The sequence below is a fragment of the Rhodococcus sp. 05-2254-5 genome (assembly GCF_002258575.1).
In the GTDB taxonomy this organism is placed as follows: Bacteria; Actinomycetota; Actinomycetes; order Mycobacteriales; family Mycobacteriaceae; genus Rhodococcoides; species Rhodococcoides fascians.
Window position 1 is genome coordinate 272,539 of the sequence record NZ_NOZG01000029.1, and the last position, 23,508, is coordinate 296,046.

The following is a 23,508-nucleotide window of genomic DNA, read 5'->3' on the forward strand; positions in this document are numbered from 1 at the left end:
CTGTTCCGACTGCCGAAGTGGCAGACGTTCCGAGCCGGTTACCCGAGTAATGAGCCGGCAAACTCGCCGAACATCGTCCAGGCGAGCGCGCCGAAGTCCTGTGCGTCCAGCGCGGCGGCCCCGTTCGGCACACATGCCAGCAGCTCGACGCCCGTCACGAGCGGCAACTCCTCCACGTTGACCCGCGCCGCCAGATCGGGTTCGGCCGGCCACGATCCGATCACCAGGCCCGCACATGTCACACCCGCTGCGCGCACCGCGGCGACGGTCAGCGCGCTGTGGTTGAGCGTCCCCAGCTCTGCCCCTGCCACGATCAGGACCGATGCGCCGACGGCACCGGCGACATCGAGTGCGGTGAACCCGCCGACACCCAGGCGCACCGCTACCCCGCCCGCACCCTCGACCACGACGAGATCGTGGGCCTCGTCGAGCACTCGCACCGCGTCGACGACGTGGTCGAGTTCGAGCATCGACCGACCCGAACGGCGTGCTGCGACGTCGGGCGCGAGTGGCTCGGGGTACCGCGCCAGCTCGATTCCGCGGACTCCCGAAAGACGTTCCACCACATCCATATCCGACTCGTCCAGGCCGTCGTCACCGACTCCGGTCTGCGCCGGTTTGCACACCGCCACCGTCCGTCCATGTGCCCGGGTTGCGGCCGCGAGCGCCGCGGTCACCACGGTCTTGCCGACGCCGGTCGACGTTCCGGTGACGAGAAGAACCGTCATCCCGACACCGCCGCACGCAATACCGTCGAGAGAACGGACGTGGCACGGTCGATATCGATGTCGCTGAGGTCGGCACGCGCGGTCAAACGCAGCCGAGATGCGTTCGCGGGAACCGACGGCGGCCGAAAGCACCCGACGCGCACGCCCAGGTCAAGACACTCCCCGGCCGCGCGGACGGCACGCACGGCGTCGCCGAGCACTACCGGAACCACCGCCGACGCCGTCGGCGATACACCGGCGGCCGCCGCCAATTGCCCTGCCCGCCGACCGATCGCAGCGACCCGATCGGGTTCGCTGCGCAGCACCGCCAGCGCTGCCGATGCCGCGCCGACCGCGGCCGGGGCGAGCGCGGTATCGAAGACGAAGCTGCGCGCACTGTGCAGTACCTGGTGCCGTACCGACGCCGGCCCGAGCACCACCCCGCCCTGCGATCCGAGCGCCTTGGACAGTGTCGCGGTGATCACCAGGTCCGGCAGTCCCGCCACACCGGCGTCGTGCACGGCACCGCGTCCACCGTCACCTCGGACGCCCAGCCCGTGGGCTTCGTCGACGATCAGCACCGCGTTCCATCTCCGGCAGGCCGCGTACAGCTCGTGCAGCGGCGCGAGGTCGCCGTCGGCGCTGAAGATCGAGTCGGTCACCACGAGCGCGCGGGGTTCCGTTCGTCCGCGGAGTAACTGCTCGACGTGCTCGACGTCGCGATGCCGCGCCACGGCCACCCGCGCCCGAGACAGACGGCAAGCATCGATCAACGACGCGTGCGACGCGGCGTCCGAGATCACGACGGAGTCGCGGTCGGCGAGCGCGGTGACGACTCCGAGATTGGCGGTGTAGCCGGACGAGAAGACCAGTCCGGTCTCGGCACCGACGAAGTCGGCGAGGTCCTGCTCGAGCTGTTCGTGGGCGGTGGTCGTGCCGGTGACCAGTCGAGATCCGGTGGACCCGGCACCCCACCGACGCGTGGCCGCGCAGGCCGCGTCGACGACGTGCGGATGTCGAGACAGGCCGAGGTAGTCGTTCGACGCCAGGTCGAGTGTCGAATCCTCGGGACTGCGAGCGTGGACGACGCGCTCGAGCCCGGCCGCGCGACGGTCGTATGCGGCGGCGTCGAGCCAATCGAGTGCACTCATGTCCACGACCATACTTGAACAGTGTTCAAGTATGGGTGTTCAAGTATGGTCGCGCGCCACCGCCACCATGGCATCGGCAATGGCTGCCACATCCGCCTCGGTACAGACATACGGCGGCATCGCATAGACCAACCTGCCGAACGGCCGCAGCCACACACCTGCGTCCACGGCGACGGCCGTCGCACGTGCCATGTCGACCGCGCCGGTCAGTTCGATCACCCCGATTCCGCCGAGCACGCGCACGTCGGCCACGCCCGGGAGCGACCGGGCCGGCTCGAGCCGTTCGGTCAGCACGTCTGCGACGGCGGCGACCTCGGCGCGCCAGTCGCGCGAGAGCAGCAGCTCCACCGACGCCACCGCGATCGCGCAGGCCAGTGGATTGCCCATGAACGTGGGCCCGTGCATCAGACCGCCCGCCTCACTGCTCGACACCGTCTCGGCCACGTCGGTGGTGCACAGCGTCGCCGCCAGCGTCATGTAGCCGCCGGTCAACGCTTTGCCGACACACATGATGTCGGGTGCGATGCCCGCGTGATCGGCGGCGAACAGCTCACCGGTGCGGCCGAACCCGGTGGCGATCTCGTCGAAGATCAACAGCACGCCGTACTCGTCCGCGAGTCGGCGCAGTGCGAGCAGCAGACGTGCGTCGTGGAAGCGCATTCCGCCGGCACCCTGCACGATCGGCTCGACGATGATCGCGGCCACGTCGTTCGCGTGCGCCGCGAGCACCTGCTCGAACTCGGCGACGTAGGCGGCAATACCCGCCGTATCGGCCACGGCGGGTGGCGCGGGCGCGAACACCTGCTGCGCCAGCACACCGGTCCACAACCTGTGCATCCCGCCGTCCGGATCGCAGACACTCATCGGCGCGAACGTGTCCCCGTGATAGCCGCCCCGCCACGTCAGCAACTTCGTACGCCCGCTCTCACCCCGCCCACGCCAGTACTGCACTGCCATCTTCACCGCGACTTCGACGGACACGGACCCGGAATCTGCGAGGAACACCTTGTCCAGCCCGGCCGGCGTGATCGAGACCAGCAGCTCCGCCAATCGTGCCGCCGGCGCATGAGTGAGGCCTCCGAACATCACGTGACTCATGCGGTCGAGCTGGTCTCGCGCTGCCGCGTCCAGCACCGGATGCCGGTAGCCGTGCACCGCCGCCCACCACGAACTCATCCCGTCGACGAGTTGGCGGCCGTCGGCCAACGTCAGTCGAACTCCGGACGCGCTGTCGACGACCAACGGTGTCGTCGTCGACGGAAACCCGCTGTAGGGATGCCAGAGATGCTCGGAATCTATTCGACGGACGTCATCTGAAGTCAGCACGCCAGAGCACACTGCCACAGCACCCGACCGGCCGTACCGAGACTGGGCGGGTGGCGAAATGTCCGAATCCTTTAGCATTGCGACATGACGACGCGCACCGTGACGAGACTGGCGGGGGTGGTCGTGGCCGTAACTCTGACGCTGTCCGCCTGCGGGGGACCGTCCGAAACGCCGACGCCCACGACCACCACGGCACCGGCGTTCGCGATCGACACCTCGACGCCGCTGGGCGCGATCAACGACCGAATTCTGCAGTGGATCAACGCCGACGCCGCCCCGGATCCGGCGGCGGTGGACGCCGTCACCGGCGCGGAGCTGGCGGCAGCACTCGAGCCGATGGGCGGGCTCGTCACACCTCTCGAGCAGTTGCGCGCCGGGGCGCCGAACGTGGCGACGGGTTTCGAGGCCGGCCCGGACAGCGCCGTTCTTCGCTTCACCACCGCCGGCATTCCGGCCACGATCACCACTTCCCTCGGTGCCGACGGCACGCTCGACGGCATTCTGGCCAGTCCGGAAACTCCGAAGATCTCGTCCTTCGACGAGCTCGATGCCGCCCTGTCGAAGGTGGCTCCGAATTACTCCTACAGCGCGTCTCGTCTGAACGGCGGCGAGTGCGAGTCGGTGTACTCGGTCAATGCCGACGCGATGCTCCCGCTGGGATCGGTGTTCAAGCTGTACGTTCTCGGGGCGCTGACCGACGAGATCGAGGCGGGCAGCGTGCGATGGGACGAGCAGCTGACCATCCGCGACGAGAACAAGAGTGCGCCATCGGGTGAGCTGCAGAACCGCCGCGACGGCACGACGGTGTCGGTACGCGAGGCCGCGGAGAAGATGATCTCGCTGTCCGACAACACCGCCACGGACCTGCTGATGGAACGCCTCGGTCGGGGCCGCGTCGAGGCTCAGCTCGCCACGATGGGTCATCACGATCCCGCGGCGATGACGCCGATGATGGACACCCGACAGTTCTTCGTCATCGGGTTCGGGAATCCGAATCTTCGTTCCGAATGGGCGGACGCGGACGCCGACGCTCGCGAGCAGCTCCTGAAGCAAGCCGATTCCCGGCCGCTGGACATCGACTTCGAGAATTTTCTCGACAACCCGGCATCGGCCGACGGCGTGGAGTGGTTCGCCAACGCGCAGGACGTGTGTGCGGCCGTGGGGTACCTGGCGACCGGCCCGTCGGCGGAGGAGAACCGTCGGATCCTGGCCATCACCCCGGGTGTGCAGCTCGATCCCGCTCGTTGGCCGTACTCCGGCTTCAAAGGCGGAAACGCTCCTGGCGACCTCGCCGCGGCGTTCCTGACAACCGACGCCTCGGGGCAGGACTGGATCGTCACCGAGCAGTTCCGGGCGGACGGTGCCATCGACCTGATCCCGTCCAGCTACGCGTTCCTGGTTGCGCAGGAAGCTTTTGCTCTGTTGAAGTGAGTGGGATTTGTAACACCGGTGTTACCGCTGGATTACACTCGTGCCCGTGGAGGCACAACACGAACCGGCTCAGCAGGCGTGGCCGACGGGCTTCAAAGAGTTCCTGGTCTGCGAGTTCACCGACTTCAGTCCCCTGGTGACCAGGGCCATGGAGGACAACTGCGCGTCGCTGTTCCACGACGGTCCCTACGGCAGATCCGGCTTCTGGCGGACCTTCCGGGCCGTGTTCCGAGAATTCGTCTGGCCGGTCTGAAGTTCCGGGCCTCACGGGCCGCGGCAAAAGGTTACCGTCGAGTATGGCAACCACAACGGATCACCTTCGGAACACTCTGGACGGCCGCTGGCGTGATGTGAAGAACGAGGCGCGCAAGCAACTCGCGCGCGACGAGTTCCGCCCGCATTACACACCGAACACCGTCATCGCCCGCACCAAGGCGCTCGAGCAGCTCAAACTTCTCGCCGCGGCCGGGGCTGCCGACAACGGATTCAAGAAGGAACACGGCGGTACCGGAGACGTCGGTGCCGCGGTGACGATGATCGAAATGCTCGCGATGAGCGACCTGTCGTTGATGGTCAAGGCCGGGGTCCAGTGGGGACTGTTCGGCGGTGCCATCGAGAACCTGGGTACCGAGCGTCACCACGAGGCGTACGTACCGAAGATCATCAACCTCGAGTTGCTGGGCTGCTTCGCCATGACGGAGACCGGACACGGCAGTGACGTGCAGTCTCTCGAGACGACGGCGACGTACGACCCGAAGACCGACGAGTTCGTGATCAACTCACCCACTCCGTCCTCCCGCAAGGACTACATCGGTGGTGCCGCCGAGACTGCGACCGTCGCTGCCGTCTTCGCGCAGCTGATCACCGCAGGGCCGGGCGAGGAGCCCGAGGGCCACGGCGTGCACTGCTTCTTCGTGCCGCTCCGGGACGAGAACGGCGACGACCTCCCCGGCGTGACGACCTCGGATTGTCAGTACAAGGGCGGACTCCCCGGCGTGGACAACGGCCGACTGATGTTCGACCACGTCCGCATTCCGCGGGACAACCTGCTCAACAAGTATGCCGACGTCTCTGCCGACGGCACGTACACCTCCCCCATCGAGAATCCGTCCAGGCGGTTCTTCACGATGCTCGGCACGTTGATCCGCGGGCGTGTCACCGTCGGCGGCAGCGCGGCGGCCGCAGCTCGTGTCGCCCTCGACATCGCGACGCGATATGCGTTGCAGCGCAGGCAGTTCGCTGCCCCCGGTTCCGATCAGGAAGTGCTGATCATGGACTACCTGGTGCATCAGCGTCGACTCTTCCCGCTCATCGCCAAGTCGTACGCACTGCAGTTCGCGCAGAACGAGCTGGTGTCGAAGATGCACGAGCTGCAGACTGCGGACAACCCGGATGCCGAGGAGCAGCGCGAGCTCGAGTCGCGTGCCGCCGGCCTCAAAGCCGCCAACACCTGGCACGCCACTGCCGCGATCCAGGAAGCACGCGAGGCATGTGGCGGCGCTGGCTACCTGGCCGAGAACCGGCTGATCTCACTCAAGGCCGACACCGATGTGTTCACCACCTTCGAGGGCGACAACCACGTGCTCACGCAGTTGGTGGCCAAGGAACTGCTCACCGCGTACGCCGACGACGTGAAGTCGATGAGCCCGGTCGAGTGGGTCAAGTTCGCAGCCGACATGGTCGGCGATCGCGTCGTCAAACGCACTGCGGCGCAGGCGATCATGCAGACCATTCTCGATCGGCGTCAGGACAACGAAGAGGAGGGGTCGCTGTTCAACCGCGGCACCCAGGTCAAGATGTTCGAGGATCGTGAGGAGTATCTGCTGTCCACGGTCGCGCGCCGTCTGCAGTCGAAGTCGAAGGAGAGCAGTTCGTTCGACGCGTTCAACGCGGTACAGGACCACGTTCTGCACGCTGCGAGCGCCCACATCGACCGCATCATCTTCGAGGCCTTCATCGCCGGTATCGAGTCGTGTGAGGACGAGACCACCAAGGACCTGCTCGAGGAGGTCTGCGACCTCTACGCCCTGTCGGTGATCGAGGACGACAAGGCCTGGTTCATCGAGCATCGCTACCTGTCCACCGAGCGCTCCAAGGCAGTGACTCGCGCGATCAACGAGCGGTGCCGCACCCTGCGTCCGCATGCGGAGTTGCTGGTCGACGGCTTCGGCGTGCCCGAGGCTCTCGTCGGTGCAGCAATGCTCGGCGAGCCCGGAGCGGGAACCGAGGAAGAACCGGCCGGAAACCCCAGCCACGCGCACTGACGCGTAGTCGGGGTTCAGCCGGGAGAGATCGCGAAGACCCGGCAGGGACCACCGGTCGCGCCCGCGTGCTTCGGTGCGCCGACGACGACCGTGGCCCCTGCCGGGGGCACGGCATCCAGATTCGCCAGTGCCTCCACTCCGTATCGGCCCGCGCCGAGTACCGCTGTGTGCGCTGGATAGTCGCGGTCGCTCATCCGATCGAGACTGAGCGTGTCTACCCCGATTCCGACGACGTTGCGCTCGCGCACCAGCATCCGTGCCGCGTCACCGCCGAACCCGGGTGCGGCACGTTCGGCGAGCCGGTCCTGCCATCGACTGTGCATGACCACCAGTGCGCGATCGGGTATCCGTCCGTGCTCGCGCTCCCACCGGGCGATGTCCTCGGTCGTCACGACCGATTCCGGATCCGACGCGGCCCGCGCGGAGATGTCCAGCACGACCAGCGGGGCGATCAGGTCTTCCAGCGGCAGGATGTCGGCCGTCGCACCGCCGCGCACTCGATGCGCGGGGGCATCGATGTGCGTGCCCGTGTGCTCGTAGTACGAGAGCTTGTTGACGAGGAAGCCGCCCAACTCGTAGGCGGCGACCGGGTGCATCGAGAACGGTTCGTTACCCGGCCACACCGGAAACGTCGGACTCAACGTGTGCGTCAGATCGATCAGTCGACCTGCGGGGATCACCGCTGCGACCGCCGGTGCGGCGCGTGCAGCACCGCCGGCCGCGACCGTCAGAGCAGCTGCCCCCAACGACCCGAACAGCGCCCTACGTCCGATCCTGCGGTGAACAGACTCGACGACCTCGGGGCCGCACATCAGTCGGCAGCAGGGGTGACGAGAAGAACCTTGTCGTCGGATCCGTTGTCCGTGGTGAGCAGGAAGGCTCCGTCGCTTCCGAAGCTGGTGAGCGAGCGCAGCCGACCGTAGGTACCCACCAGGGCGTCGGCTTCGTCGACGTAGTCCGTGCCGTCCTCGGACAGCTTGAGGAACACGAGCTTCTCGCCCTGCTGACTCGACACCACTGCGGAACCGTTCCAGGAACCCCATCCCGCGCCGTTGGCGAACGTCAGGCCGGGCGTCGCGATAGTGGGGCTACCCGAACTCCACACCGCCGCGCGGGCCCCGGGCACCCGGGTGGGATCGGTCATCGGCACCGACTCGTCGTAGACGAACGGCAGCCGATCCGGCCGGTAGCCGTAGTTGCCGCCGGGGACCAGTAGGTTGAGTTCGTCGTCCCTGGTGGTTCCCTGCTCCACCTCGTAGATGTCTTGAGTGCCGGGCCGTATCGCGAGCCCCTGTACGTTCCGATGACCGAGCGTGAAGACACGTCCGGGTGCATCGGCCGCCGCCGAGCCATCGGCGTTGATGTGCAACACCTTGCCGCCCAACGAGTTTCGATCCTGCGGCACCGACGGCGACGCGGTGTCTCCGGTTCCGATGTACAGGGTGCCGTCGGGGTGGGCCAAGATGCGGCAGCCGCCGTGGCGACCACCGTCGGCGACGGGGATGTCGTCGACGAGAGTGCCGGTGCGCGTCAACTCGGTCCATGCGGAGTCGACGGTCCACGACACCACGGCGATATGGTTGTCGGTGCCCCCGCCCGCACTACCGGTGCCCGCACTGCCGGCACCTGTTCCCTGACCCTGCACGCCCTGGCAGGTGTAGATGGTTCTGGATGTGGCGAAGTCCGTCGCCAGTGCGATGCCCATCAGGCCTGTCTCGCCCGACGCGTAGAGATCGCCTAGATCCGCTTCGAGATCGCGAGTGGCACCGCCGACATCACGAATGACGAATCGTCCCGCTCGCTCGCCGGTCAGCACCGTCCCGTCGGGGGCAACCACGGCATCCCACGGTTTCGCGAGCCCGTCGAGCACGGTGGTGACCGTCAGGTCGGGCAGCGGATCGGCCTGTGCCGTCGCTCCCGTCGAGCATGCCAACGTCAGGAAGACGCTGGCGGCGAGCACACCGGAACTGGACACCAGCTTGTTCATCCACACTCCTGACGACGATCGGCCACCAGCCCGATATGACCGGTATCACACGATCATAAACACACCGAGGAGATGGCCGACGCAGTCAGGACGCGATTCGGTAGCCGGCTTCTTCGATCGCGGCGTCGACGGCAGCAGCGTCGAGTTCCGCGTCACTGCTGATTACGACGGCTCCGGTGTCGACGTCCACATCGACGCCCGTGACGCCCGGAACCTCGGACACTTCTTCCTTCACCGACGCTGCGCAATGCGCGCACGTCATACCCTCGACGGAGTAGGTCGTCTGCATTGTGTTACCTCCTGTGCCTGGTCAGGAACGAACGAGACGCGCAATGGCCTCGGACGCCTCTTTGACTTTCGCGTCTGCTTCGGGTCCGCCCTGCCGCGCGGCGTCGACGACGCACCCGGCGAGGTGGGCGTCGAGCAGCTTCAGCGAGACGGACTGCAACGCCTTCGTCACCGCGGATACCTGGGTGAGAACGTCGATGCAGTACCGGTCGTCGGCGACCATGCGTGAAATGCCGGCCACCTGCCCCTCGATGCGACGCAGTCTTTTCAGCAGGTCGTCCTGTTCGGCGCTGTAGCTGCTCATGCCGTCGATCATACCCCTACCCGGTATGGGGAGTTTCGTCCGTCAGCAGGCGACGGACGCCATCGATGGCAACCAGTCCCCCGACGATCACCGCCAGGGCGGCGACCGCAATCCACGACCCCGAGTAGTACGTGCCCGTGTACGCCGGAGACACGTCGGGAACGGCGGCGAATTCGGTGGTGCGTACGCCTGCCTTCCAGCACACCATCGCGCAGATCACCGCGACCACTGCGAGGACCAGTTCCACCCAGCCGACGGACTTCCTCACACGTACTCCTGCTTCGCCGTCTCGAGTGCGGCGCGTAGACCGTCGTCGTCCTTTGCCCACGCTTGCACCAGTCCGCCGCCGACCAGTCGCAGCCCGATGCCGTGCCGTTTGCGCGGCACCCCCGAGAGCTCACCGAGAACGCGTGCGGTTTCCCACTTCTTCGGCTCGTATTCGCCGTCCTCGTACTCGGCAGGCGGGAAGATCTCCGTGATCTCGGCGACGTCGACGGTTTCGGTCCCCTGGCGCAGCTGCCGGGTGGTCAGCTCGACGCTGACATGCATGCGGGCCGCGCGGAGCTGTACGTAGGTCAGTCCAACGAGAATCAGCGAGAACAGCGCCAGGGCGAACCAGTGGATCACCGGTCCCGACGCCAGCTCGACCGCGAGCACCACCAGACAGAACGCGGGGCCCCACAGCAGAGCGCGCCAACGGCCACCGGGCTCGTGGAACAGAACGGGGTCGGTGCCGCCGAGATCATTGCTCACGAACGAACCACTCTCGCGCCGACGGGCGATACACCAGCACCGATGCAACGACCAGTGCGATCGTGATGATCAGCAACACGAACGGGAAGACGAGCGCGGCGAAGGTCAAGAGCAGCGCGGTGGCCCCGGACAGCGCCACCAACGCCCGTCGGAACCGTCGGTCGCCACCTCGGACGGGGCCCGACATCAGCCCCACTGCCAGGCCGACCACGCCGAAGATGACACCGAGACCTCGGAACACGGTCAGAAACGAGTCGATCTGTTCGTCGCTCGCACCGCCGTCGGTGAACGACGCGCGGATCTGCTCGACGGGCAGCGTGAGCGCGATCATGCAGACGACGATCAGCATCACTGCCGACGCCAACCACAACCAGTACGCGGTGGAGACCACCCGGGGACGAACCATCGATTCGTCAATGTCAGCACTCACGCTCGACATACTGCCACCGCGCGGTGGCACGGAGTTCAGCCGGCAGAGATTCCCAGCGCCATGATGGCGATGGCCGCCGACACGGCGAGCAGCAGACCGAGCAATGCCCACCCGGGCCTGCCGTTCTCGGCGGGACACGCGTTGCTCTCGGCCGCCGCGATCGACTCCGGGAGGGCACGACTGGGCGGCACCGGAATGTTCTCTGCCATGTTCGATCCGATCACTCGATACGTTTATCGAAAGTGATGGTAGTCACACCGGCGGGCTCAGCGCGCGGAACACGCTCGAAATCAGCGCTTCCGCGAGGACAGGAAGTACTCGTTGGATTCCTTGCGGTGCATCAGGTAGATCGCACCCGCAGCAAGCACACCTTGGCCGATGCTCAGCACGCTCATGACGATGTTCATCGCACCGGTACTCGATGCGATCGCGAACAGGTCGAGAATCGTGGTGAACACGGTGATCGAGCCGATGACGGTCAGCAGCATGCGCGCCCACATCTTGCCGGCACGCATCCGCTTCACCCAGAACAGGAACAGGGCACCGAATCCCACGACGACGAACAGCGTCACGACGAGCATCACCGTCACCATCGACTGCGTGGACTCGACGGTCATGTCCGCCGCCGCACCCTGTGCTGCGAGGTCGTCGAGCAGAGACTGCGCGAATTCCGCGCGTGCGCCGAACAGCGTCCACACCGAGTACAGCGCCGAGATCGCACCGATCAGCGCAACTCCCCACCACAGGTGCCGGGCAGTCTCCACATCCACCGGTGCCGGGCGAGCGGCCGGCTCGAGCTCGGGACCGGACTGAGGGAAGCCGTGTTCGAGCTCCCAGCGCTGCCAGTCCGGTTGCAACGGAGGATTGTTCGGCACGTTGCTGTCAGGATTGCTACCGTCCGCGTTGTTGCTCGGAGGAAAATCGTTCACAGCCAGCCCGCCACTTCGGTTGCCCAGTAGGTCAGTACGACATCTGCACCGGCGCGCCTGATGCCGACGAGCGATTCGAGGACCGCGGCGTCCCGGTCGATCCACCCGTTCTGGGCAGCGGCGGTGATCATGGCATACTCCCCCGAAATCTGGTACGCCGCAACCGGAACCGGTGACATCTCGGCCACGTCGCGGAGAATGTCCAGATACGACATCGCCGGCTTGACCATCACCATGTCGGCACCCTCGGCAAGATCGAGCTCGACCTCGTGGGTCGCCTCACGACGGTTGGCCGCGTCCTGCTGATACGTCCGACGGTCACCCTGCAGCGACGAGCCGACCGCTTCACGGAACGGTCCATAGAACGCAGACGCATACTTCGCCGAATACGCCAGCTGCCCCACCTCGACGTGACCGGCCGCATCGAGTCCAGCACGAATGGCACCGACCTGGCCGTCCATCATGCCGCTCGGCCCGAGCAGGTGCGCTCCGGATTCCGCCTGCGCGACGGCCATGTCGACATACCGCAGCAACGTCGCGTCGTTGTCGATCGAGCCGTTCTCGCTCAGCACACCGCAGTGGCCGTGCGAGGTGAACTCGTCGAGGCAGGTGTCGGCCATGATGACCGTCGAGTCACCGAGATCGGCTTTCAGACGGGCCAGGCCCCGGTTGAGGATTCCGTCGGGATCCGTTGCCCCCGAACCGTTCTCGTCCTTGTCCTCGACCTTGGGGACACCGAACAACATCACGCCGCCGACACCGGCTGCGACTGCTTCCTCGGCGGCCCTGCTCAGCGAGTCCAGCGTGTGCTGGAACACTCCGGGCATCGAGCTGATCGCGCGGGGCTCGGAGATGCCGTCGGCGACGAACATCGGCAACACCAGATGCCGTGGCTGCAGCGACGTTTCGGCCACGAGGCGGCGCAGTGCCGGAGTGCGGCGAAGGCGTCGGGGACGGTCGGTGGGGAACAAGCGAACCTGCCTCACTTGGTTCGTCGTGCGCGTTGTGCGTAGCCGGAGCTACGCACAACGCGCACGAAGCGCATTCAGCGCCTGCGTGACTTCTTACCGCCTGCGTGACTTCTTACCGCCTGCGTGACTTCTTGCGCGGTGGCGGCAGTGCACCCTCGGCTCGCAGCCGAGCCGCGTGTTCTGCCAGTGCCTCGACCAGCGGTCCGACCTGAGCCGACTCCGGCTGCACGTCCACGCGCAGACCGAACTCGACGGCCGTCTCGGCAGTCTTCGGGCCGATGCATGCCACGAGCGTGCGAGCATGCGGCTTACCTGCGATACCGACCAGGTTCCGCACGGTGGAGCTCGAGGTGAAGCACACCGCGTCGAATCCACCGGTCTTGATCATCTCGCGGGTCTCGGCGGGGGGCGGCGCTGCCCGGACGGTGCGGTAGGCCGTGACGTCGTCGATCTCCCAGCCGCGTTCGCGCAGCCCTTCGGCGAGCGTCTCGGTAGCAATGTCGGCGCGCGGCAACAGAACTCGATTGACCGGGTCGAAGACCTCGTCGTACGGCGGGAAGTCCTCGAGCAGTCCGAGCGAGCTCTGCTCCCCCGACGGAACGAGTTCGGGATTGATGCCGAACGAGCGCACCTTGGCCGCGGTTGCCTCACCGACACAGGCGATCTTGACGCCGGAGAACGCACGCGCGTCCAGGCCGAATTCCTCGAACTTCTCCCACACCGCGCGAACGGCGTTGGTCGAGGTGAACACGACCCACTGGTAGCGGCCGTCGACCAGGCCCTTGACGGACCGCTCCATCTGAGCCGGGCTCCGCGGGGGCTCGACGGCGATGGTCGGAACTTCGATGGGGATGGCCCCGTGGGTGACGAGGCGATCGCTCATCTCGCCGGCCTGGTCCTTGGTGCGCGGCACCAGCACGGTCCAGCCGTACAGTGCGCGAGACTCCCACCAGGACATCTTGTTTCGTCCGGAGACGACCTTGCCGACGGTGACCACCAGAGATCCGACGAGCTCGGATCCCGCGTCGTTGAGGGTGGCCAGTGTGGCCTCGACGGTGCGCTGCTGACGGGTGGTGCCGCGCACGGTGATGGCTGCAGGTGTCTGCGGTGCCAGGCCGTGTTCGACGAGGGCACTGGCGGTTTCGGCCAGGTGCCCCGCCGTGGCGTGCAACACCAGCGGGCCGGGAGCAGCCGCGAGTGCAGCCCAGTCGACCTCGCCGCGAACGTCCGCTTCGGTGTGGCCGGAGCCGAGTGCCATGCCCGCGTAACTGGGTACCGCGGAGCCCGAAGGCAGACCGGGCAGCACCTCGAACGGCACGTGAGTGCGGGCCACGGCACTGACCTCGGCGATCACCGAGTCGGTGGTCAGCGGATCTCCCGAGACCAGACGCACCACATCGTGGCCGTTCTTGGCTTCGGCGAGAAGGGTTTTGGCGACCTCGGCGGGCTCACCCAGTGCCGGGCGCACCTCGACCCCGTTCTCACCCGTCTCGGCGTCGCGAGGGACGTCGGCACCGACGAGAGCGGTGACACCCTTGTCGACGTCGGGATCGGTGAAAGCGAGCTCGGCCGCTCCGAGCACTTCCCGTGCCCGGACCGTGAGCAGAGCCGGGTCACCGGGCCCGGATCCCACGAACAGGATCCGTCCGTTGGTGTTCTTGCGGACTGGGCTCATCGGTTGTTCTCCAGTGCTGTCTTGTATGGGTACTGCAGTTCTATCGGGGTTGCGGTGCCCCGTTTGGGAATCAGCCGGGCAGTGGCGATCGACTCTCTTCGCACTACGGGACGGGTCGCCGCGCGTTTGGCGCGTCCGCGAACGGGTGCCGTTATTGCCCTAGACATGAGATCCGCCCTGTGCTGGTTCGGTGACCGAAACGAGTTCGCGTGCACCGAGATCGAGTAGTTCGCGGGCCAGTTCGCGGCCCAGTTCCTCGGCCCGGTCGGGTGACCCGACGATCGACGCGCGAATGGTGTCGCTACCGTCGATGGCCGCGACGCAGCCGCGCAGCGACAACTCGTCGAAGATGCGGCCGTCCTCGTCGATGGACTCGACGACCTCGGCGATGGCACCCACCGGCGCGGTGCAGCCGGCTTCGAGTTCGGCGAGCAGTCCGCGTTCGGCGGCCACTGCGGCCCGCGAATGTGCATCGTCCAGTGTGGCGATGGAGGCAGCGAGATCGGTGTCGCCACTGCGACATTCGACGGCCAGTGCACCCTGTGCGGGAGCCGGCAGCAACTGCACCGGATCCAGCGCTTCTGTGACGACGTCCAACCTGCCGATACGGGCCAGTCCTGCCCGCGCGACGATGACGGCGTCGAGCTCACCCGAGGCCACCTTGCCGATGCGGGTGTCGAGGTTGCCGCGCAGGGGTCGAACATCCAATCCCTGTCCGAGAGCACGCAATTGAGCAATTCGGCGGGGTGCGGAGGTACCCACCTTCGCGTCGGCGGGCAGCTCACCGAGCACGAGCCCGTCGCGGGCCACCAGTGCATCGCGGGGATCTTCGCGCGCCGGAATGGCAGCGATGGTGAAGCGCTCGTCGGCGGCGGTCGGCAGATCCTTGTACGAGTGCACGGCGATGTCGACGGTGCCGTCGGCCAGGGCCTCACGCAACGCCGCGGTGAACACCCCGACGCCGATGGTCTGCACCGGTGCTGCCGACAGGTCGCCCGCGGTCTTGACGATCACCAGTTCGGCTTCGACTCCCGCCGCTGCGAGAGCCACCCGAACCGTATCGGCCTGAGTGGTCGCGAGAAGGCTTCCGCGAGTACCGATCTTGACGACGCCGGTCATTCCTGATCCCCCTCGGCGGTGGTTCCGGGGCGAAGATCGGTACGGCTCGCCGTGAAGTCGTCGACCAACTCCAGGGAACCGATTTCCATGGGAGTCGCCACGGCCTCGACCGAACCGGGGCTGAGCTCGAACAATTCGCGCAGCGCCGCAGCATAGGAATCTCCGCCGGGAGTGCTGGCGAGCTGCTTGACGCGCACCGTCGGTGAATGCAGCAACTTGTCGACGACGCGGCGCACGGTGCGGGCCACTTCGTCACGCTGCGGGGAGTCGAGCCCGGGCAGCCGCGACTCGAGCCGCAGCAGTTCCCCTTCGACCACCTCGGCGGCGCGCTGGCGCAGCGCTGTGACGGTGGGGGTGACCTCGGCAAGTCGTTGTCCCGCAAGGTAACCCGAGAGTTCGTTGGAAACGATCTCGCGTGCGGCCGACGCGTCGTTCGCGGCAGCTCCGGCAGCGGGGTCGCGCTGCAGGGATTCCATGTCGAAGACGGTGATGCCCGGCAGACCGGAGACGGCCGGGTCGACGTCGCGCGGCAGTCCCAGGTCGCAGATCACGAGCGGCCGGTCTGCGTCGCGGCGGGCGAGTGCGAGGTGGGCGTCGGCGATGGAGACGACGGCCCCCACCGCACCGGTACAGGTGACGAGGATGTCGGCGGCGGCCACTGCGTCGGCCAGGTTCTCGAGCGCGACCGAGGAGGCGGCGATTCCGTTCGAGACGGCGTTCTCGGCCAGGTGGTCGGCTCGTTCGCGGGTGCGGTTGACGACGGTCAGCGCGTCGATTCCGGCGCGGCCCAGGTGTGCGACGGCGAGTCCGCCCATCGCTCCTGCGCCGAGGACCACCGCGGTGCGGCCGCGGAGCGAGCCGCCGAACACGTCTGCGGCGCGGTCGAGAGCGACGGACACCACCGAGGCTCCGGCGGCGTCGATGCCGGTTTCGCTGTGCACGCGCTTGCCGACTCGCAGAGCCTGCTGCGCGAGTTCGTGCATGACGCGGCCCGATGCCTGCTGACCGTCCGAAGCGGCGTAGGCCGATCGAATCTGGCCGAGGATCTGCTGCTCTCCGATGACCATCGAGTCCAGGCCACTGGCCACGGCGAACAGGTGCTCGACGGCTGCCTCGCTGTACCGAACGTAGGCGTGCTTGGTCAGGTCGGCGATTTCGAGGCCGGAGTGCTCACCGAGAACTTCGCCGACGGCGGTCAGTGCGCCGTGGAACGCGTCGACGACCGCGTAGATCTCGACGCGGTTGCACGTGGAGACCACCATGACCTCGGAGATGTTTCCGCTGGCCATCAGTTTGTCGGTCAGTTTCGGGCGATCGGTGTCCGTGATGGCGACACGCTCGAGGACTGCGACGGGAGCGCTACGGTGCGATATCCCGACGAGAAGGACACTCACGGTGCAATCACCGATCCGTTTCTTGTCGAACTGTTGACTGGGCTTGGATTACCGGCGATGCGCGGGCCGTGACTGCGACCCAGACGCGAGGTGGAAGGCAGCGGCGACGCCGACACGGGCGTCGGCACCGGGGCCGTCACGATCGTCGGCCCGGACACGTTGCGGGAGCTGTTGAAGGACAGAACCTGCATCTCGACGGCCAGGTCCACTCGGCGTACCTCGACGTGGTCGGGGACGTCGAGCACCATCGGCGAGAAGCTCAGGATGCACTCGACTCCGCCCGAAACGAACCTGCCCGCCACCTGGTGGACGGCCTCGTCGGGAGTGGCGATGACACCGATGGTCGCCTCGAGTTCGCGGCAGGCGTCTTCGAGCTCGTCGATATGCCGAACGATGAGTCCCTCGACCTCGGTGCCGACTCGCGCGGGGTCGTTGTCGAACAGGCCGACCATGGTGAATCCGCGACGTGCGAAGCCGCCGTATCCGGCGAGAGCCTGACCGAGGTTGCCCACACCGGCCAGTACGACGCGGTGGCCACGGTCGAGCCCGAGAGCACTGTCGATCTTGGCGCGCAGGCGCGCGACGTCGTAACCGACTCCGCGCACACCGTTGGGTCCGAGGAACGAGAGATCTTTGCGCAATTTCGCTGATCCGACGCCTGCTGCGGTGGCAAGCTCTTCACTCGAGACGATGAGAACACCTTCGTCTGCAAGGATCGAGAGGACCCGCAGGTATGTCGCCAGACGAGTGACCGTAGCCTGAGGGATGACCCGCTCTACGCCGCTGGGCGACGGGCGCTCTTCGGTCACGTCTGGGGCTCCTCGTCCGAACGGCGTCGATGCCGGTCTTCACGCTGATCCTGCGTTCGTGTCTATTTCACGAATGCTGTTCACACCACGGTAACTGCTTGTGAACGAATGAACAAAGTTGCGCATACCGGCCCTCACCTGCACACGGAGAGCAATCACACGTTCTTAGGGTGCCCTGCCCGGCCCAGATCGGCCCGCAATCGGGGCACGTCGACCTCCCAGTAACTGTGCTCGACACCGTCGAGTAGCACCACGGGCACTCGATCCCCGTACTCCGCGCGCAGGTCAGGCGATTCGGCCGCGGCCTCGTCCACGTCGATGACCGTCACGGCGACGCCGAATTCGGCGCACACCTCGTGGAGCACCGCGGACGCGTGGGTGCAGGAATGGCAGCCTGCGCGGGTGAGAAGTGCCACGCCGGACGGAGTCGTTTTCATCCGTCCACTCTGACATGCCGGTAACAGAGACGAAGGTCACAGCTGCGCGGTGCGTCGGGAACTGTTCATCGTCGGTAGGTGCCGTCGTGCGACGCTCGTGTCGGACGCACGCATTAGGCTGCGAGTGACGTACTGGCGAGGGAGGTGGACGTGGTGACTGACGGGGGCACAGACCTGCCGATCGAGGACACGCCCGATGTCGACATGGTCGACACGAACGATCCGGACGGGGACAAGCAGCGCAAGCGGCGTATTCGCCGGATTCGCAATCCGTTCGGCCCGTCCGATGCGGAGGTCCGCGCCAACGTCGCGGGTGAAGCGAGCGCCGATGCCGCTCTCGCCCTGCAGGTCGAGTCCGAGGGAGCGGTTCCCCGCGATCTGACCGCAGCCGCCTTCTTCGACGTGGACAACACCATGGTCCAGGGCGCGTCGATCATCCACTTCGCGCGCGGACTCGCCGCCCGAAAGTACTTCACCACGGGCGACGTCGCCCAATTCGCTTGGCAGCAAGTCAAATTCAGGGTCAGCGGCAAGGAGAACAGCGAGGACGTGGCCAGTGGCCGCGAGAAGGCGCTCTCGTTCATCACCGGTCGTCCCACTGCCGAACTGAGCCGGCTCGGCGAGGAAATCTACGACGAGATGATCGCCGACAAGATCTGGGCGGGCACCCGTGCCCTGGCCCAGATGCACCTCGACGCAGGTCAGCAGGTGTGGCTGGTCACCGCCACTCCCCTCGAACTGGCGCAGATCATCGCCAAGCGGCTGGGCCTGACGGGCGCACTGGGAACTGTCGCCGAAAGTAAGGACGGGGTGTTCACCGGCCGTCTCGTCGGCGACATCCTGCACGGCATCGGCAAAGCTCATGCGGTGCGGTCGTTGGCCGTACGAGAAGGCCTCAACCTCAAGCGGTGCACCGCGTATTCGGACAGCCACAACGACGTGCCGATGCTCTCGCTCGTCGGTACCGCGGTCGCGATCAACCCCGATCCGGACCTGCGTGAGCTGGCGAAGAACCGCGGCTGGGAAATTCGCGACTATCGCACCGGACGCAAGGCCGCCAAGATCGGCGTTCCCACTGCGCTGGCCCTGGGCGCGGTGGGCGGCGGTCTCGCCGCGGTGATCGGTCGCCGCAAGGCCTGACCTCGCCCGCCCGTCGGGTCAGAGCGTCAGTTGCATCAGGGTCAGGTCCAGCCAGCGCCCGAACTTGACCCCCACCTCCGGCATCTGTCCGACGCGAACGAATCCGAACTTCTCGTGCAGTGCGATGGACGTGGTGTTCTCGGATTCGATGAACCCCACCAGCACGTGGATGTCGCCGCCTCGGGCCCGGTCGATCAATTCGCTCAGCAGGGCACTGGCCAGGCCGCGGCGATAGAAGTCGCGGTGGATGTACACCGAATGTTCCACCGAGTGCCGATAGCCGCTCTTGACTCGCCACTGTCCGTACGACGCGTAGCCGGCGACCCGGCCGTCGACCTCCGCGGTGAGTACCGGGTACCCGGCAGCGATCCGTCCCTCGAACCACGCTGTGCGATCGGCGAGGTCCACCTGTTCCTCGTCCCAGATGGCGGTGGTGTTGGCGACCGCATCGTTGTGGATGTCGAGAATGTCGGGGAGGTCTTCTACCGTGGTGTCGCGAATATGCACTGGCAGAGGATAACCCGAGCTATCCGAGAAAGACGTTGCGTCTCTTGGCAAGCAGTCGGTACAACGTGTGCTGAATGGTTTCGCGCACGTGGTCGGTCAGCTCGAAGAGCACCATCGGATCCTCGAACGCGGTGGCGTCGTAGGAGTCGGTGTGGATGGGCTTGCCGAACTCGATGTACCACTTCGACGGCAACGGAATCAGGCCCAGCGGCCCGAGATGCGGGAAGAACGGTGTCACCGGGAAGTACGGCATCCCCATCAGTCGTGCCAGCGGGGCGATGTCGCCGATCTTCGGGTAGATCTCCTCTGACCCGACGATGGAGCACGGAATGATCGGCGCACCCGTTCGCAGCGCAGCCGAGACGAAGCCGCCGCGGCCGAACCGCTGCAACTTGTACCGCTCACTGAACGGTTTGCCGATGCCCTTGAAGCCCTCCGGGAACACGGCGGCAACTTCCCCGGTGCGCAGCAGCCGCTCCGCGTCGGGATTGCACGCCAGCGTATGCCCGGCCTTGCGGGCGATCGTGCCGACGCCGGGCATCTCGAATGCCATGTCGGCAGCCAACATTCGCAACGGCCGGTGGGCAGGGTGATGATCGCGCACGGCAACCGACGTCATCAGCGCATCGACCGGTACGACTCCGGCGTGGTTGGCCACGACGAGCGCACCTCCCTCGGCGGGGATGTTCTCGATGCCCTTGACCTCGACGCGGAACCATTTGTCGAACAGCGGACGCAGCAGCGGCAGCCAGACGGCATCGGCGAAGTGCGGGTCGTAGCCGAACTCGTCGACGCTGTAGTCGCCGGCCAGGCGTCGACGCACGAACTCGGCGACCGAGGAGATCTGGTCGACGATCGCGGTCTTGGTGTCGTCGATCATCGACAGCACGGGTGCCGCTTCTGCGGCGATCGTGGCCGCAGTAGCGGCGGGGGTCGGGTCCACCAGCGGCGTCGGCTCACGTGGGTCGGCGTAGGCCGATGGGTGCCGCTCGCGTGAACCCTGCGCTGCGCGGGCGGACCGGGCGGACGCGCCGCCGTGCAAGGGAATGACTTTGGCCACGTCGCTCACCTGTCCGCTCCGGATTCTCGCGCCGTGTCGGCACTGCCGAGCGAGGCCAGTACGCGCGCCGCGGACGCCCCCGTGTCGACGGCCCCGAGCAGCCGATTCTCGATCGCGTCGACCCATTCGGTTCGGACGACCGGCCGAAGAGCCGCGCCGCGCACGAAGTCGTCGAACGCCTGGACTGTGGTCCACCGAGGCTCGAACCCGAGCACGGACCGCATCCGTGTGGTGTCCAGCCCGCAGCCGAAATGGAAGTAATCGAGTTGCTCGGTCGTGAATTCGCGCATCATTCCGCCCATGAGCGCCCGCCCCACGCTCTTGAACAGTGGAAACGGCACCGGAACCTGCACGCGACCGGCACGTCGAATCGCCTGCGACAGCATGATGGTGCCGTCGGCACCGATGTTGAACGTGCCCGCCGGCCCGCCGATGGTCGCGCGTTCGAGGGCCGCAAGGGCGTCCTCCTCGTGCAACAACTGCATGCGCGCGTCGCGTCCGACGATGCTCGGGATCAGCGGTGACGTCATGTACCGGGAGATGGTGCCGTTGAGCCGCGGGCCGATCAGTGGGGCCATACGCAGGATCGATACCGCGATATCCGGGCGACGACGACCGAGTCCGCGAATGTAGCCCTCGATGTCGATGGTGTCCTTGGCGTACGCGCCGCTCGGTGGGCGTCGGGCACTCATCTCCTCGGTGAATTTCACCGGATCCTTGGCGCTGCATCCGTACACCGAGGACGACGACCGCAGGACCACCTTCTCCACGGTCGGCGACTTCTGGCACACCGCGAACAGCTGCATGGCTCCGATGACGTTGAGGTCTTTCATCGTCGCGCGGCCGCCGGATTTCGGGGGCTTGGCGACCGTGGCCGCATGCACCACGGTATCGACGCCGGCGTTACGAATCACCTTGCCGATCAACGGGTTTCGAATGTCGGCACGAACGAATTCCGCGTGACCCATACGTCGCAGCAGATCTTTGCTCGGAGATTTCTCGTCGACGGCGATGACACGTTCGATGCGAGGATTCTGAGCGAGCCGGGTCACGAGGTATCCGCCGAGGAATCGACTGGCACCGGTCACGAGCACCACCCGGGGCGCGGCAACACCACGATCGCTCGGACTCACTGCGCCTCCCCAACTTCGGCTCCCGTGCCGAGCCTACTGGATCGACAGGTTTCCGCGAGGTCTGAAAGGAAAGGAGGCCTGGAAGGAGAGATGCAACTCGCCTTCGAACGAGCAGAGCCCGCCACCGATGGTGACGGGCTCGGCCGTGAAGCAGATGACGGCAGGCTTATTTGCCGAGTTTCCTGCGCTGCACGCGGGTACGACGAAGCAGCTTGCGGTGCTTCTTCTTCGACATGCGCTTGCGACGCTTCTTGATCACTGAACCCATGCGGGTGTCCTCACGTTCTTCTCTAGCGTTTTCGCGCACGCCGTTTGCGTACGCCTACCTGACAACCAAGCCCGAAGGCTTCGAGCCAACAACCTTGGTCACCGAGCTGGCGCTGGGGCCACGTACTCGCCCACGGCTGCACACCGGCTGGCTGGCACGACGAACGCCAATCCTACCGGTGTGAGCCGTGACTTACGAAACCGGCCCGGTCTTACGACCTAGCTACGTGCACTAGCCTGCGTCGAAATACGAGGTCTCGAGATAGTCGTGTACCGCCTTGGCGTGCACACGAAAAGATCGACCCACCCGTACTGCGGGCAGCTCTCCGCCGTGCACCAGTCGGTACACGGTCATTTTCGAAACTCTCATCAGAGTCGCCACCTCGGCGACGGTGAGGAACTGTGTTCCGGCCAGAGCCGGTTGACCGTCCGGGGACGAACCCTTGGACGGCTTGTTTATAGACGCCATCAATCCACTTACCTCCGGCACGTCTCATGCGGCAGGCTTCCCCTCCTGCCGAACAGACACGCACGTGCTGCCCCCGAGCCTATAGGGACAGATGGGGTTACTGCGACGGGTGTGGGGAAAAGATTTTTTATTCTGCTGTGATGCCCATCTCAATCGATCGGGCGTTGGCTGCACCGAGAGCATCGAAAAACGCAGCTCGGAGGCCGTTTCGCTCCAATTCGCGTACCGCCGCGGCGGTCGTTCCGCCCGGGGAGGTCACGGCATACCGAAGCTCGCTGGCGGACTCGTCCGAGCGATCCAGCATCGCTCCCGACCCCACCATCGTCTGTGCGACGAGTGCAGACGCGACATCCCGGCTCAATCCCAGGCCCACTCCCGCGTCGATCATGGCCTCGGCGACCAGGAAGAAATAGGCCGGACCGGACCCGGACACGGCCGTCACCGCATCGAGCTGATGTTCCTTGACGACGACGACCTTGCCGACGGCCGAGAGGATGGAACGCACGAGCTCGAGGTGCTCGGCGCGGGCGTACTTCCCCGGCGCCAGCACACTGACGCCCTCCCCCACCAGCATGGGGGTGTTGGGCATGACCCGTACGACCGGGAATCCGGCGGGGAGCTTGGGCTCGAACTTGGCGGTGGGCACGCCTGCGGCGAGCGAGACGATGAGTTGTTCGCGGTCACCGTCGAGCTCGATCTTGGTGATCTGATTCAGTGCGCCCTCGACGTCGGCCGGCTTGACCGCCAGCACGATGACGTCGGCTCCCTCGGCCGCGTCGGCGACACTGGCGGTCAGCACTCCGAAGTCCTTCGCGATCTCTTTGGCGCGCGGCTCGGACTTCTCGGCGACCACGAGGTCGCGCACGGCATGACCGGCCTCGAGGAGTCCCGCAATCAATGCCTCGCCGATCCGTCCGCCACCGATCACTGCAATTCTCGTCATACGGCCAAGCCTGC

At 66.4% G+C, this 23,508-nt stretch carries 28 protein-coding genes; 4 read left to right on the forward strand and 24 right to left on the reverse strand.

Annotated features, from left to right (window positions below; genetic code table 11):
• Positions 1 to 38: 38 nt before the first annotated feature.
• Genes bioD through CH278_RS20725 form a run of 3 tightly spaced genes read right to left on the reverse strand, consistent with a single transcriptional unit; the run spans position 39 to position 3,184 of the window.
• Positions 39 to 728: a dethiobiotin synthase gene (gene bioD / locus CH278_RS20715; protein ID WP_094622735.1), complete on the reverse strand. Its 690-nt coding sequence runs from the start codon at positions 726 to 728 to the stop codon at positions 39 to 41.
• Entirely contained in the window at positions 725 to 1,858 is a 1,134-nt protein-coding gene (locus CH278_RS20720) for an 8-amino-7-oxononanoate synthase (RefSeq protein ID WP_094622928.1), read from the reverse strand. Before CH278_RS20720 ends, bioD begins: the two co-directional genes overlap by 4 nt.
• Positions 1,859 to 1,897: 39 nt before the next feature.
• Positions 1,898 to 3,184, reverse strand: a complete 1,287-nt coding sequence (locus CH278_RS20725) for an adenosylmethionine--8-amino-7-oxononanoate transaminase (protein WP_373557341.1) — start codon at positions 3,182 to 3,184, stop codon at positions 1,898 to 1,900.
• A gap of 84 nt (positions 3,185 to 3,268) precedes the next feature.
• On the opposite strand from CH278_RS20725, the gene CH278_RS20730 reads away from it, so the two are divergent.
• From CH278_RS20730 to CH278_RS20740, 3 genes are read left to right on the forward strand one after another with little or no spacing between them, the layout of a single operon-like run.
• Positions 3,269 to 4,615, forward strand: coding sequence for a serine hydrolase (locus CH278_RS20730; protein WP_052054570.1), 1,347 nt, complete (start codon positions 3,269 to 3,271; stop codon positions 4,613 to 4,615).
• Between the two features lie 46 nt (positions 4,616 to 4,661).
• Positions 4,662 to 4,868, forward strand: coding sequence for a hypothetical protein (locus CH278_RS20735; RefSeq protein ID WP_027498338.1), 207 nt, complete (start codon positions 4,662 to 4,664; stop codon positions 4,866 to 4,868).
• Positions 4,869 to 4,911: 43 nt separating this feature from the next.
• On the forward strand, positions 4,912 to 6,879 hold the full coding sequence (locus CH278_RS20740; RefSeq protein WP_032365221.1) for an acyl-CoA dehydrogenase family protein: 1,968 nt from the start codon (positions 4,912 to 4,914) through the stop codon (positions 6,877 to 6,879).
• Positions 6,880 to 6,893: 14 nt separating this feature from the next.
• On the opposite strand, the gene CH278_RS20745 is transcribed toward CH278_RS20740, so the two are convergent.
• The 15 genes from CH278_RS20745 to CH278_RS20815 all read right to left on the reverse strand — a co-directional run bounded on the left by CH278_RS20745 (position 6,894) and on the right by CH278_RS20815 (position 17,975).
• Entirely contained in the window at positions 6,894 to 7,691 is a 798-nt protein-coding gene (locus CH278_RS20745) for a cyclase family protein (protein WP_032365220.1), read from the reverse strand.
• Positions 7,691 to 8,866: a PQQ-dependent sugar dehydrogenase gene (locus CH278_RS20750; RefSeq protein WP_032365219.1), complete on the reverse strand. Its 1,176-nt coding sequence runs from the start codon at positions 8,864 to 8,866 to the stop codon at positions 7,691 to 7,693. Before CH278_RS20750 ends, CH278_RS20745 begins: the two co-directional genes overlap by 1 nt.
• 85 nt (positions 8,867 to 8,951) lie before the next feature.
• Complete coding sequence (locus CH278_RS20755) at positions 8,952 to 9,155, reverse strand: heavy-metal-associated domain-containing protein (protein ID WP_027498341.1); 204 nt, start codon at positions 9,153 to 9,155, stop codon at positions 8,952 to 8,954.
• A 21-nt stretch (positions 9,156 to 9,176) separates the two neighbouring features.
• Positions 9,177 to 9,458, reverse strand: coding sequence for a metal-sensitive transcriptional regulator (locus tag CH278_RS20760; RefSeq protein WP_027498342.1), 282 nt, complete (start codon positions 9,456 to 9,458; stop codon positions 9,177 to 9,179).
• A 16-nt stretch (positions 9,459 to 9,474) separates the two neighbouring features.
• Entirely contained in the window at positions 9,475 to 9,726 is a 252-nt protein-coding gene (locus CH278_RS20765; protein ID WP_069973073.1) for a hypothetical protein, read from the reverse strand.
• On the reverse strand, positions 9,723 to 10,211 hold the full coding sequence (locus CH278_RS20770) for a hypothetical protein (protein WP_027498343.1): 489 nt from the start codon (positions 10,209 to 10,211) through the stop codon (positions 9,723 to 9,725). The genes CH278_RS20765 and CH278_RS20770 overlap by 4 nt, the downstream gene beginning before the upstream one ends.
• A complete protein-coding gene (locus tag CH278_RS20775) occupies positions 10,201 to 10,641 on the reverse strand; it encodes a hypothetical protein (protein WP_141214821.1) in 441 nt (146 codons plus the stop codon). The genes CH278_RS20770 and CH278_RS20775 overlap by 11 nt, the downstream gene beginning before the upstream one ends.
• Before the next feature lie 35 nt (positions 10,642 to 10,676).
• Positions 10,677 to 10,850, reverse strand: a complete 174-nt coding sequence (locus CH278_RS27675; RefSeq protein ID WP_155288423.1) for a hypothetical protein — start codon at positions 10,848 to 10,850, stop codon at positions 10,677 to 10,679.
• An 81-nt stretch (positions 10,851 to 10,931) separates the two neighbouring features.
• Positions 10,932 to 11,570: a hypothetical protein gene (locus CH278_RS20785; protein WP_228139282.1), complete on the reverse strand. Its 639-nt coding sequence runs from the start codon at positions 11,568 to 11,570 to the stop codon at positions 10,932 to 10,934.
• Entirely contained in the window at positions 11,567 to 12,541 is a 975-nt protein-coding gene (gene hemB / locus CH278_RS20790; protein ID WP_027498346.1) for a porphobilinogen synthase, read from the reverse strand. Before hemB ends, CH278_RS20785 begins: the two co-directional genes overlap by 4 nt.
• A gap of 112 nt (positions 12,542 to 12,653) precedes the next feature.
• Positions 12,654 to 14,216 carry a uroporphyrinogen-III synthase gene (locus CH278_RS20795; protein WP_027498347.1) on the reverse strand — a complete coding sequence of 521 codons (1,563 nt, stop codon included), beginning with the start codon at positions 14,214 to 14,216 and terminating at the stop codon, positions 12,654 to 12,656.
• Positions 14,217 to 14,375: 159 nt separating this feature from the next.
• Positions 14,376 to 15,335, reverse strand: coding sequence for a hydroxymethylbilane synthase (gene hemC, locus CH278_RS20800; protein ID WP_027498348.1), 960 nt, complete (start codon positions 15,333 to 15,335; stop codon positions 14,376 to 14,378).
• A complete protein-coding gene (locus CH278_RS20805; protein ID WP_094622736.1) occupies positions 15,332 to 16,729 on the reverse strand; it encodes a glutamyl-tRNA reductase in 1,398 nt (465 codons plus the stop codon). The genes hemC and CH278_RS20805 overlap by 4 nt, the downstream gene beginning before the upstream one ends.
• Positions 16,726 to 17,538 carry a redox-sensing transcriptional repressor Rex gene (locus CH278_RS20810; protein ID WP_094622737.1) on the reverse strand — a complete coding sequence of 271 codons (813 nt, stop codon included), beginning with the start codon at positions 17,536 to 17,538 and terminating at the stop codon, positions 16,726 to 16,728. The genes CH278_RS20805 and CH278_RS20810 overlap by 4 nt, the downstream gene beginning before the upstream one ends.
• Before the next feature lie 155 nt (positions 17,539 to 17,693).
• Positions 17,694 to 17,975 (reverse strand): glutaredoxin family protein, encoded by a 282-nt coding sequence (locus CH278_RS20815; protein ID WP_094622738.1) that lies wholly within the window; start codon positions 17,973 to 17,975, stop codon positions 17,694 to 17,696.
• A 204-nt stretch (positions 17,976 to 18,179) separates the two neighbouring features.
• Between CH278_RS20815 and CH278_RS20820 the strand changes: the two genes are divergently transcribed.
• Positions 18,180 to 19,115 carry an HAD family hydrolase gene (locus tag CH278_RS20820; protein WP_045840673.1) on the forward strand — a complete coding sequence of 312 codons (936 nt, stop codon included), beginning with the start codon at positions 18,180 to 18,182 and terminating at the stop codon, positions 19,113 to 19,115.
• A gap of 18 nt (positions 19,116 to 19,133) precedes the next feature.
• Here the strand turns inward: CH278_RS20820 and CH278_RS20825 are convergent, their stop codons facing one another.
• The 6 genes from CH278_RS20825 to proC all read right to left on the reverse strand — a co-directional run bounded on the left by CH278_RS20825 (position 19,134) and on the right by proC (position 23,494).
• On the reverse strand, positions 19,134 to 19,622 hold the full coding sequence (locus tag CH278_RS20825; RefSeq protein ID WP_032365213.1) for a GNAT family N-acetyltransferase: 489 nt from the start codon (positions 19,620 to 19,622) through the stop codon (positions 19,134 to 19,136).
• Positions 19,623 to 19,641: 19 nt separating this feature from the next.
• A complete protein-coding gene (locus CH278_RS20830) occupies positions 19,642 to 20,691 on the reverse strand; it encodes a lysophospholipid acyltransferase family protein (protein WP_032390608.1) in 1,050 nt (349 codons plus the stop codon).
• A complete protein-coding gene (locus tag CH278_RS20835) occupies positions 20,688 to 21,815 on the reverse strand; it encodes an NAD-dependent epimerase/dehydratase family protein (protein ID WP_256991892.1) in 1,128 nt (375 codons plus the stop codon). Before CH278_RS20835 ends, CH278_RS20830 begins: the two co-directional genes overlap by 4 nt.
• Before the next feature lie 166 nt (positions 21,816 to 21,981).
• Positions 21,982 to 22,083 (reverse strand): 30S ribosomal protein bS22, encoded by a 102-nt coding sequence (locus tag CH278_RS20840; protein ID WP_003402602.1) that lies wholly within the window; start codon positions 22,081 to 22,083, stop codon positions 21,982 to 21,984.
• 231 nt (positions 22,084 to 22,314) lie between these two features.
• Positions 22,315 to 22,551 carry a helix-turn-helix domain-containing protein gene (locus CH278_RS20845; RefSeq protein ID WP_008713658.1) on the reverse strand — a complete coding sequence of 79 codons (237 nt, stop codon included), beginning with the start codon at positions 22,549 to 22,551 and terminating at the stop codon, positions 22,315 to 22,317.
• Positions 22,552 to 22,678: 127 nt separating this feature from the next.
• Positions 22,679 to 23,494 carry a pyrroline-5-carboxylate reductase gene (proC, locus tag CH278_RS20850; protein WP_027498355.1) on the reverse strand — a complete coding sequence of 272 codons (816 nt, stop codon included), beginning with the start codon at positions 23,492 to 23,494 and terminating at the stop codon, positions 22,679 to 22,681.
• Between the last annotated feature and the right edge of the window lie 14 nt (positions 23,495 to 23,508).

Excerpts from the sequence above, each read along its gene's own strand:
- CH278_RS27675 (WP_155288423.1), bottom strand. The coding sequence starts at position 10,850 with ATGGCAGAGAACATTCCGGTGCCGCCCAGTCGTGCCCTCCCGGAGTCG.
- proC (WP_027498355.1), bottom strand. The coding sequence starts at position 23,494 with ATGACGAGAATTGCAGTGATCGGTGGCGGACGGATCGGCGAGGCATTG.
- CH278_RS20795 (WP_027498347.1), bottom strand. The coding sequence starts at position 14,216 with ATGAGCCCAGTCCGCAAGAACACCAACGGACGGATCCTGTTCGTGGGA.
- CH278_RS20815 (WP_094622738.1), bottom strand. The coding sequence starts at position 17,975 with ATGAAAACGACTCCGTCCGGCGTGGCACTTCTCACCCGCGCAGGCTGC.
- CH278_RS20755 (WP_027498341.1), bottom strand. The coding sequence starts at position 9,155 with ATGCAGACGACCTACTCCGTCGAGGGTATGACGTGCGCGCATTGCGCA.
- CH278_RS20760 (WP_027498342.1), bottom strand. The coding sequence starts at position 9,458 with ATGAGCAGCTACAGCGCCGAACAGGACGACCTGCTGAAAAGACTGCGT.
- bioD (WP_094622735.1), bottom strand. The coding sequence starts at position 728 with ATGACGGTTCTTCTCGTCACCGGAACGTCGACCGGCGTCGGCAAGACC.
- CH278_RS20845 (WP_008713658.1), bottom strand. The coding sequence starts at position 22,551 with ATGGCGTCTATAAACAAGCCGTCCAAGGGTTCGTCCCCGGACGGTCAA.
- CH278_RS20720 (WP_094622928.1), bottom strand. The coding sequence starts at position 1,858 with ATGAGTGCACTCGATTGGCTCGACGCCGCCGCATACGACCGTCGCGCG.
- CH278_RS20820 (WP_045840673.1), top strand. The coding sequence starts at position 18,180 with ATGGTCGACACGAACGATCCGGACGGGGACAAGCAGCGCAAGCGGCGT.
- hemC (WP_027498348.1), bottom strand. The coding sequence starts at position 15,335 with ATGACCGGCGTCGTCAAGATCGGTACTCGCGGAAGCCTTCTCGCGACC.
- CH278_RS20740 (WP_032365221.1), top strand. The coding sequence starts at position 4,912 with ATGGCAACCACAACGGATCACCTTCGGAACACTCTGGACGGCCGCTGG.
- CH278_RS20750 (WP_032365219.1), bottom strand. The coding sequence starts at position 8,866 with ATGAACAAGCTGGTGTCCAGTTCCGGTGTGCTCGCCGCCAGCGTCTTC.
- CH278_RS20745 (WP_032365220.1), bottom strand. The coding sequence starts at position 7,691 with ATGTGCGGCCCCGAGGTCGTCGAGTCTGTTCACCGCAGGATCGGACGT.
- CH278_RS20730 (WP_052054570.1), top strand. The coding sequence starts at position 3,269 with ATGACGACGCGCACCGTGACGAGACTGGCGGGGGTGGTCGTGGCCGTA.
- CH278_RS20840 (WP_003402602.1), bottom strand. The coding sequence starts at position 22,083 with ATGGGTTCAGTGATCAAGAAGCGTCGCAAGCGCATGTCGAAGAAGAAG.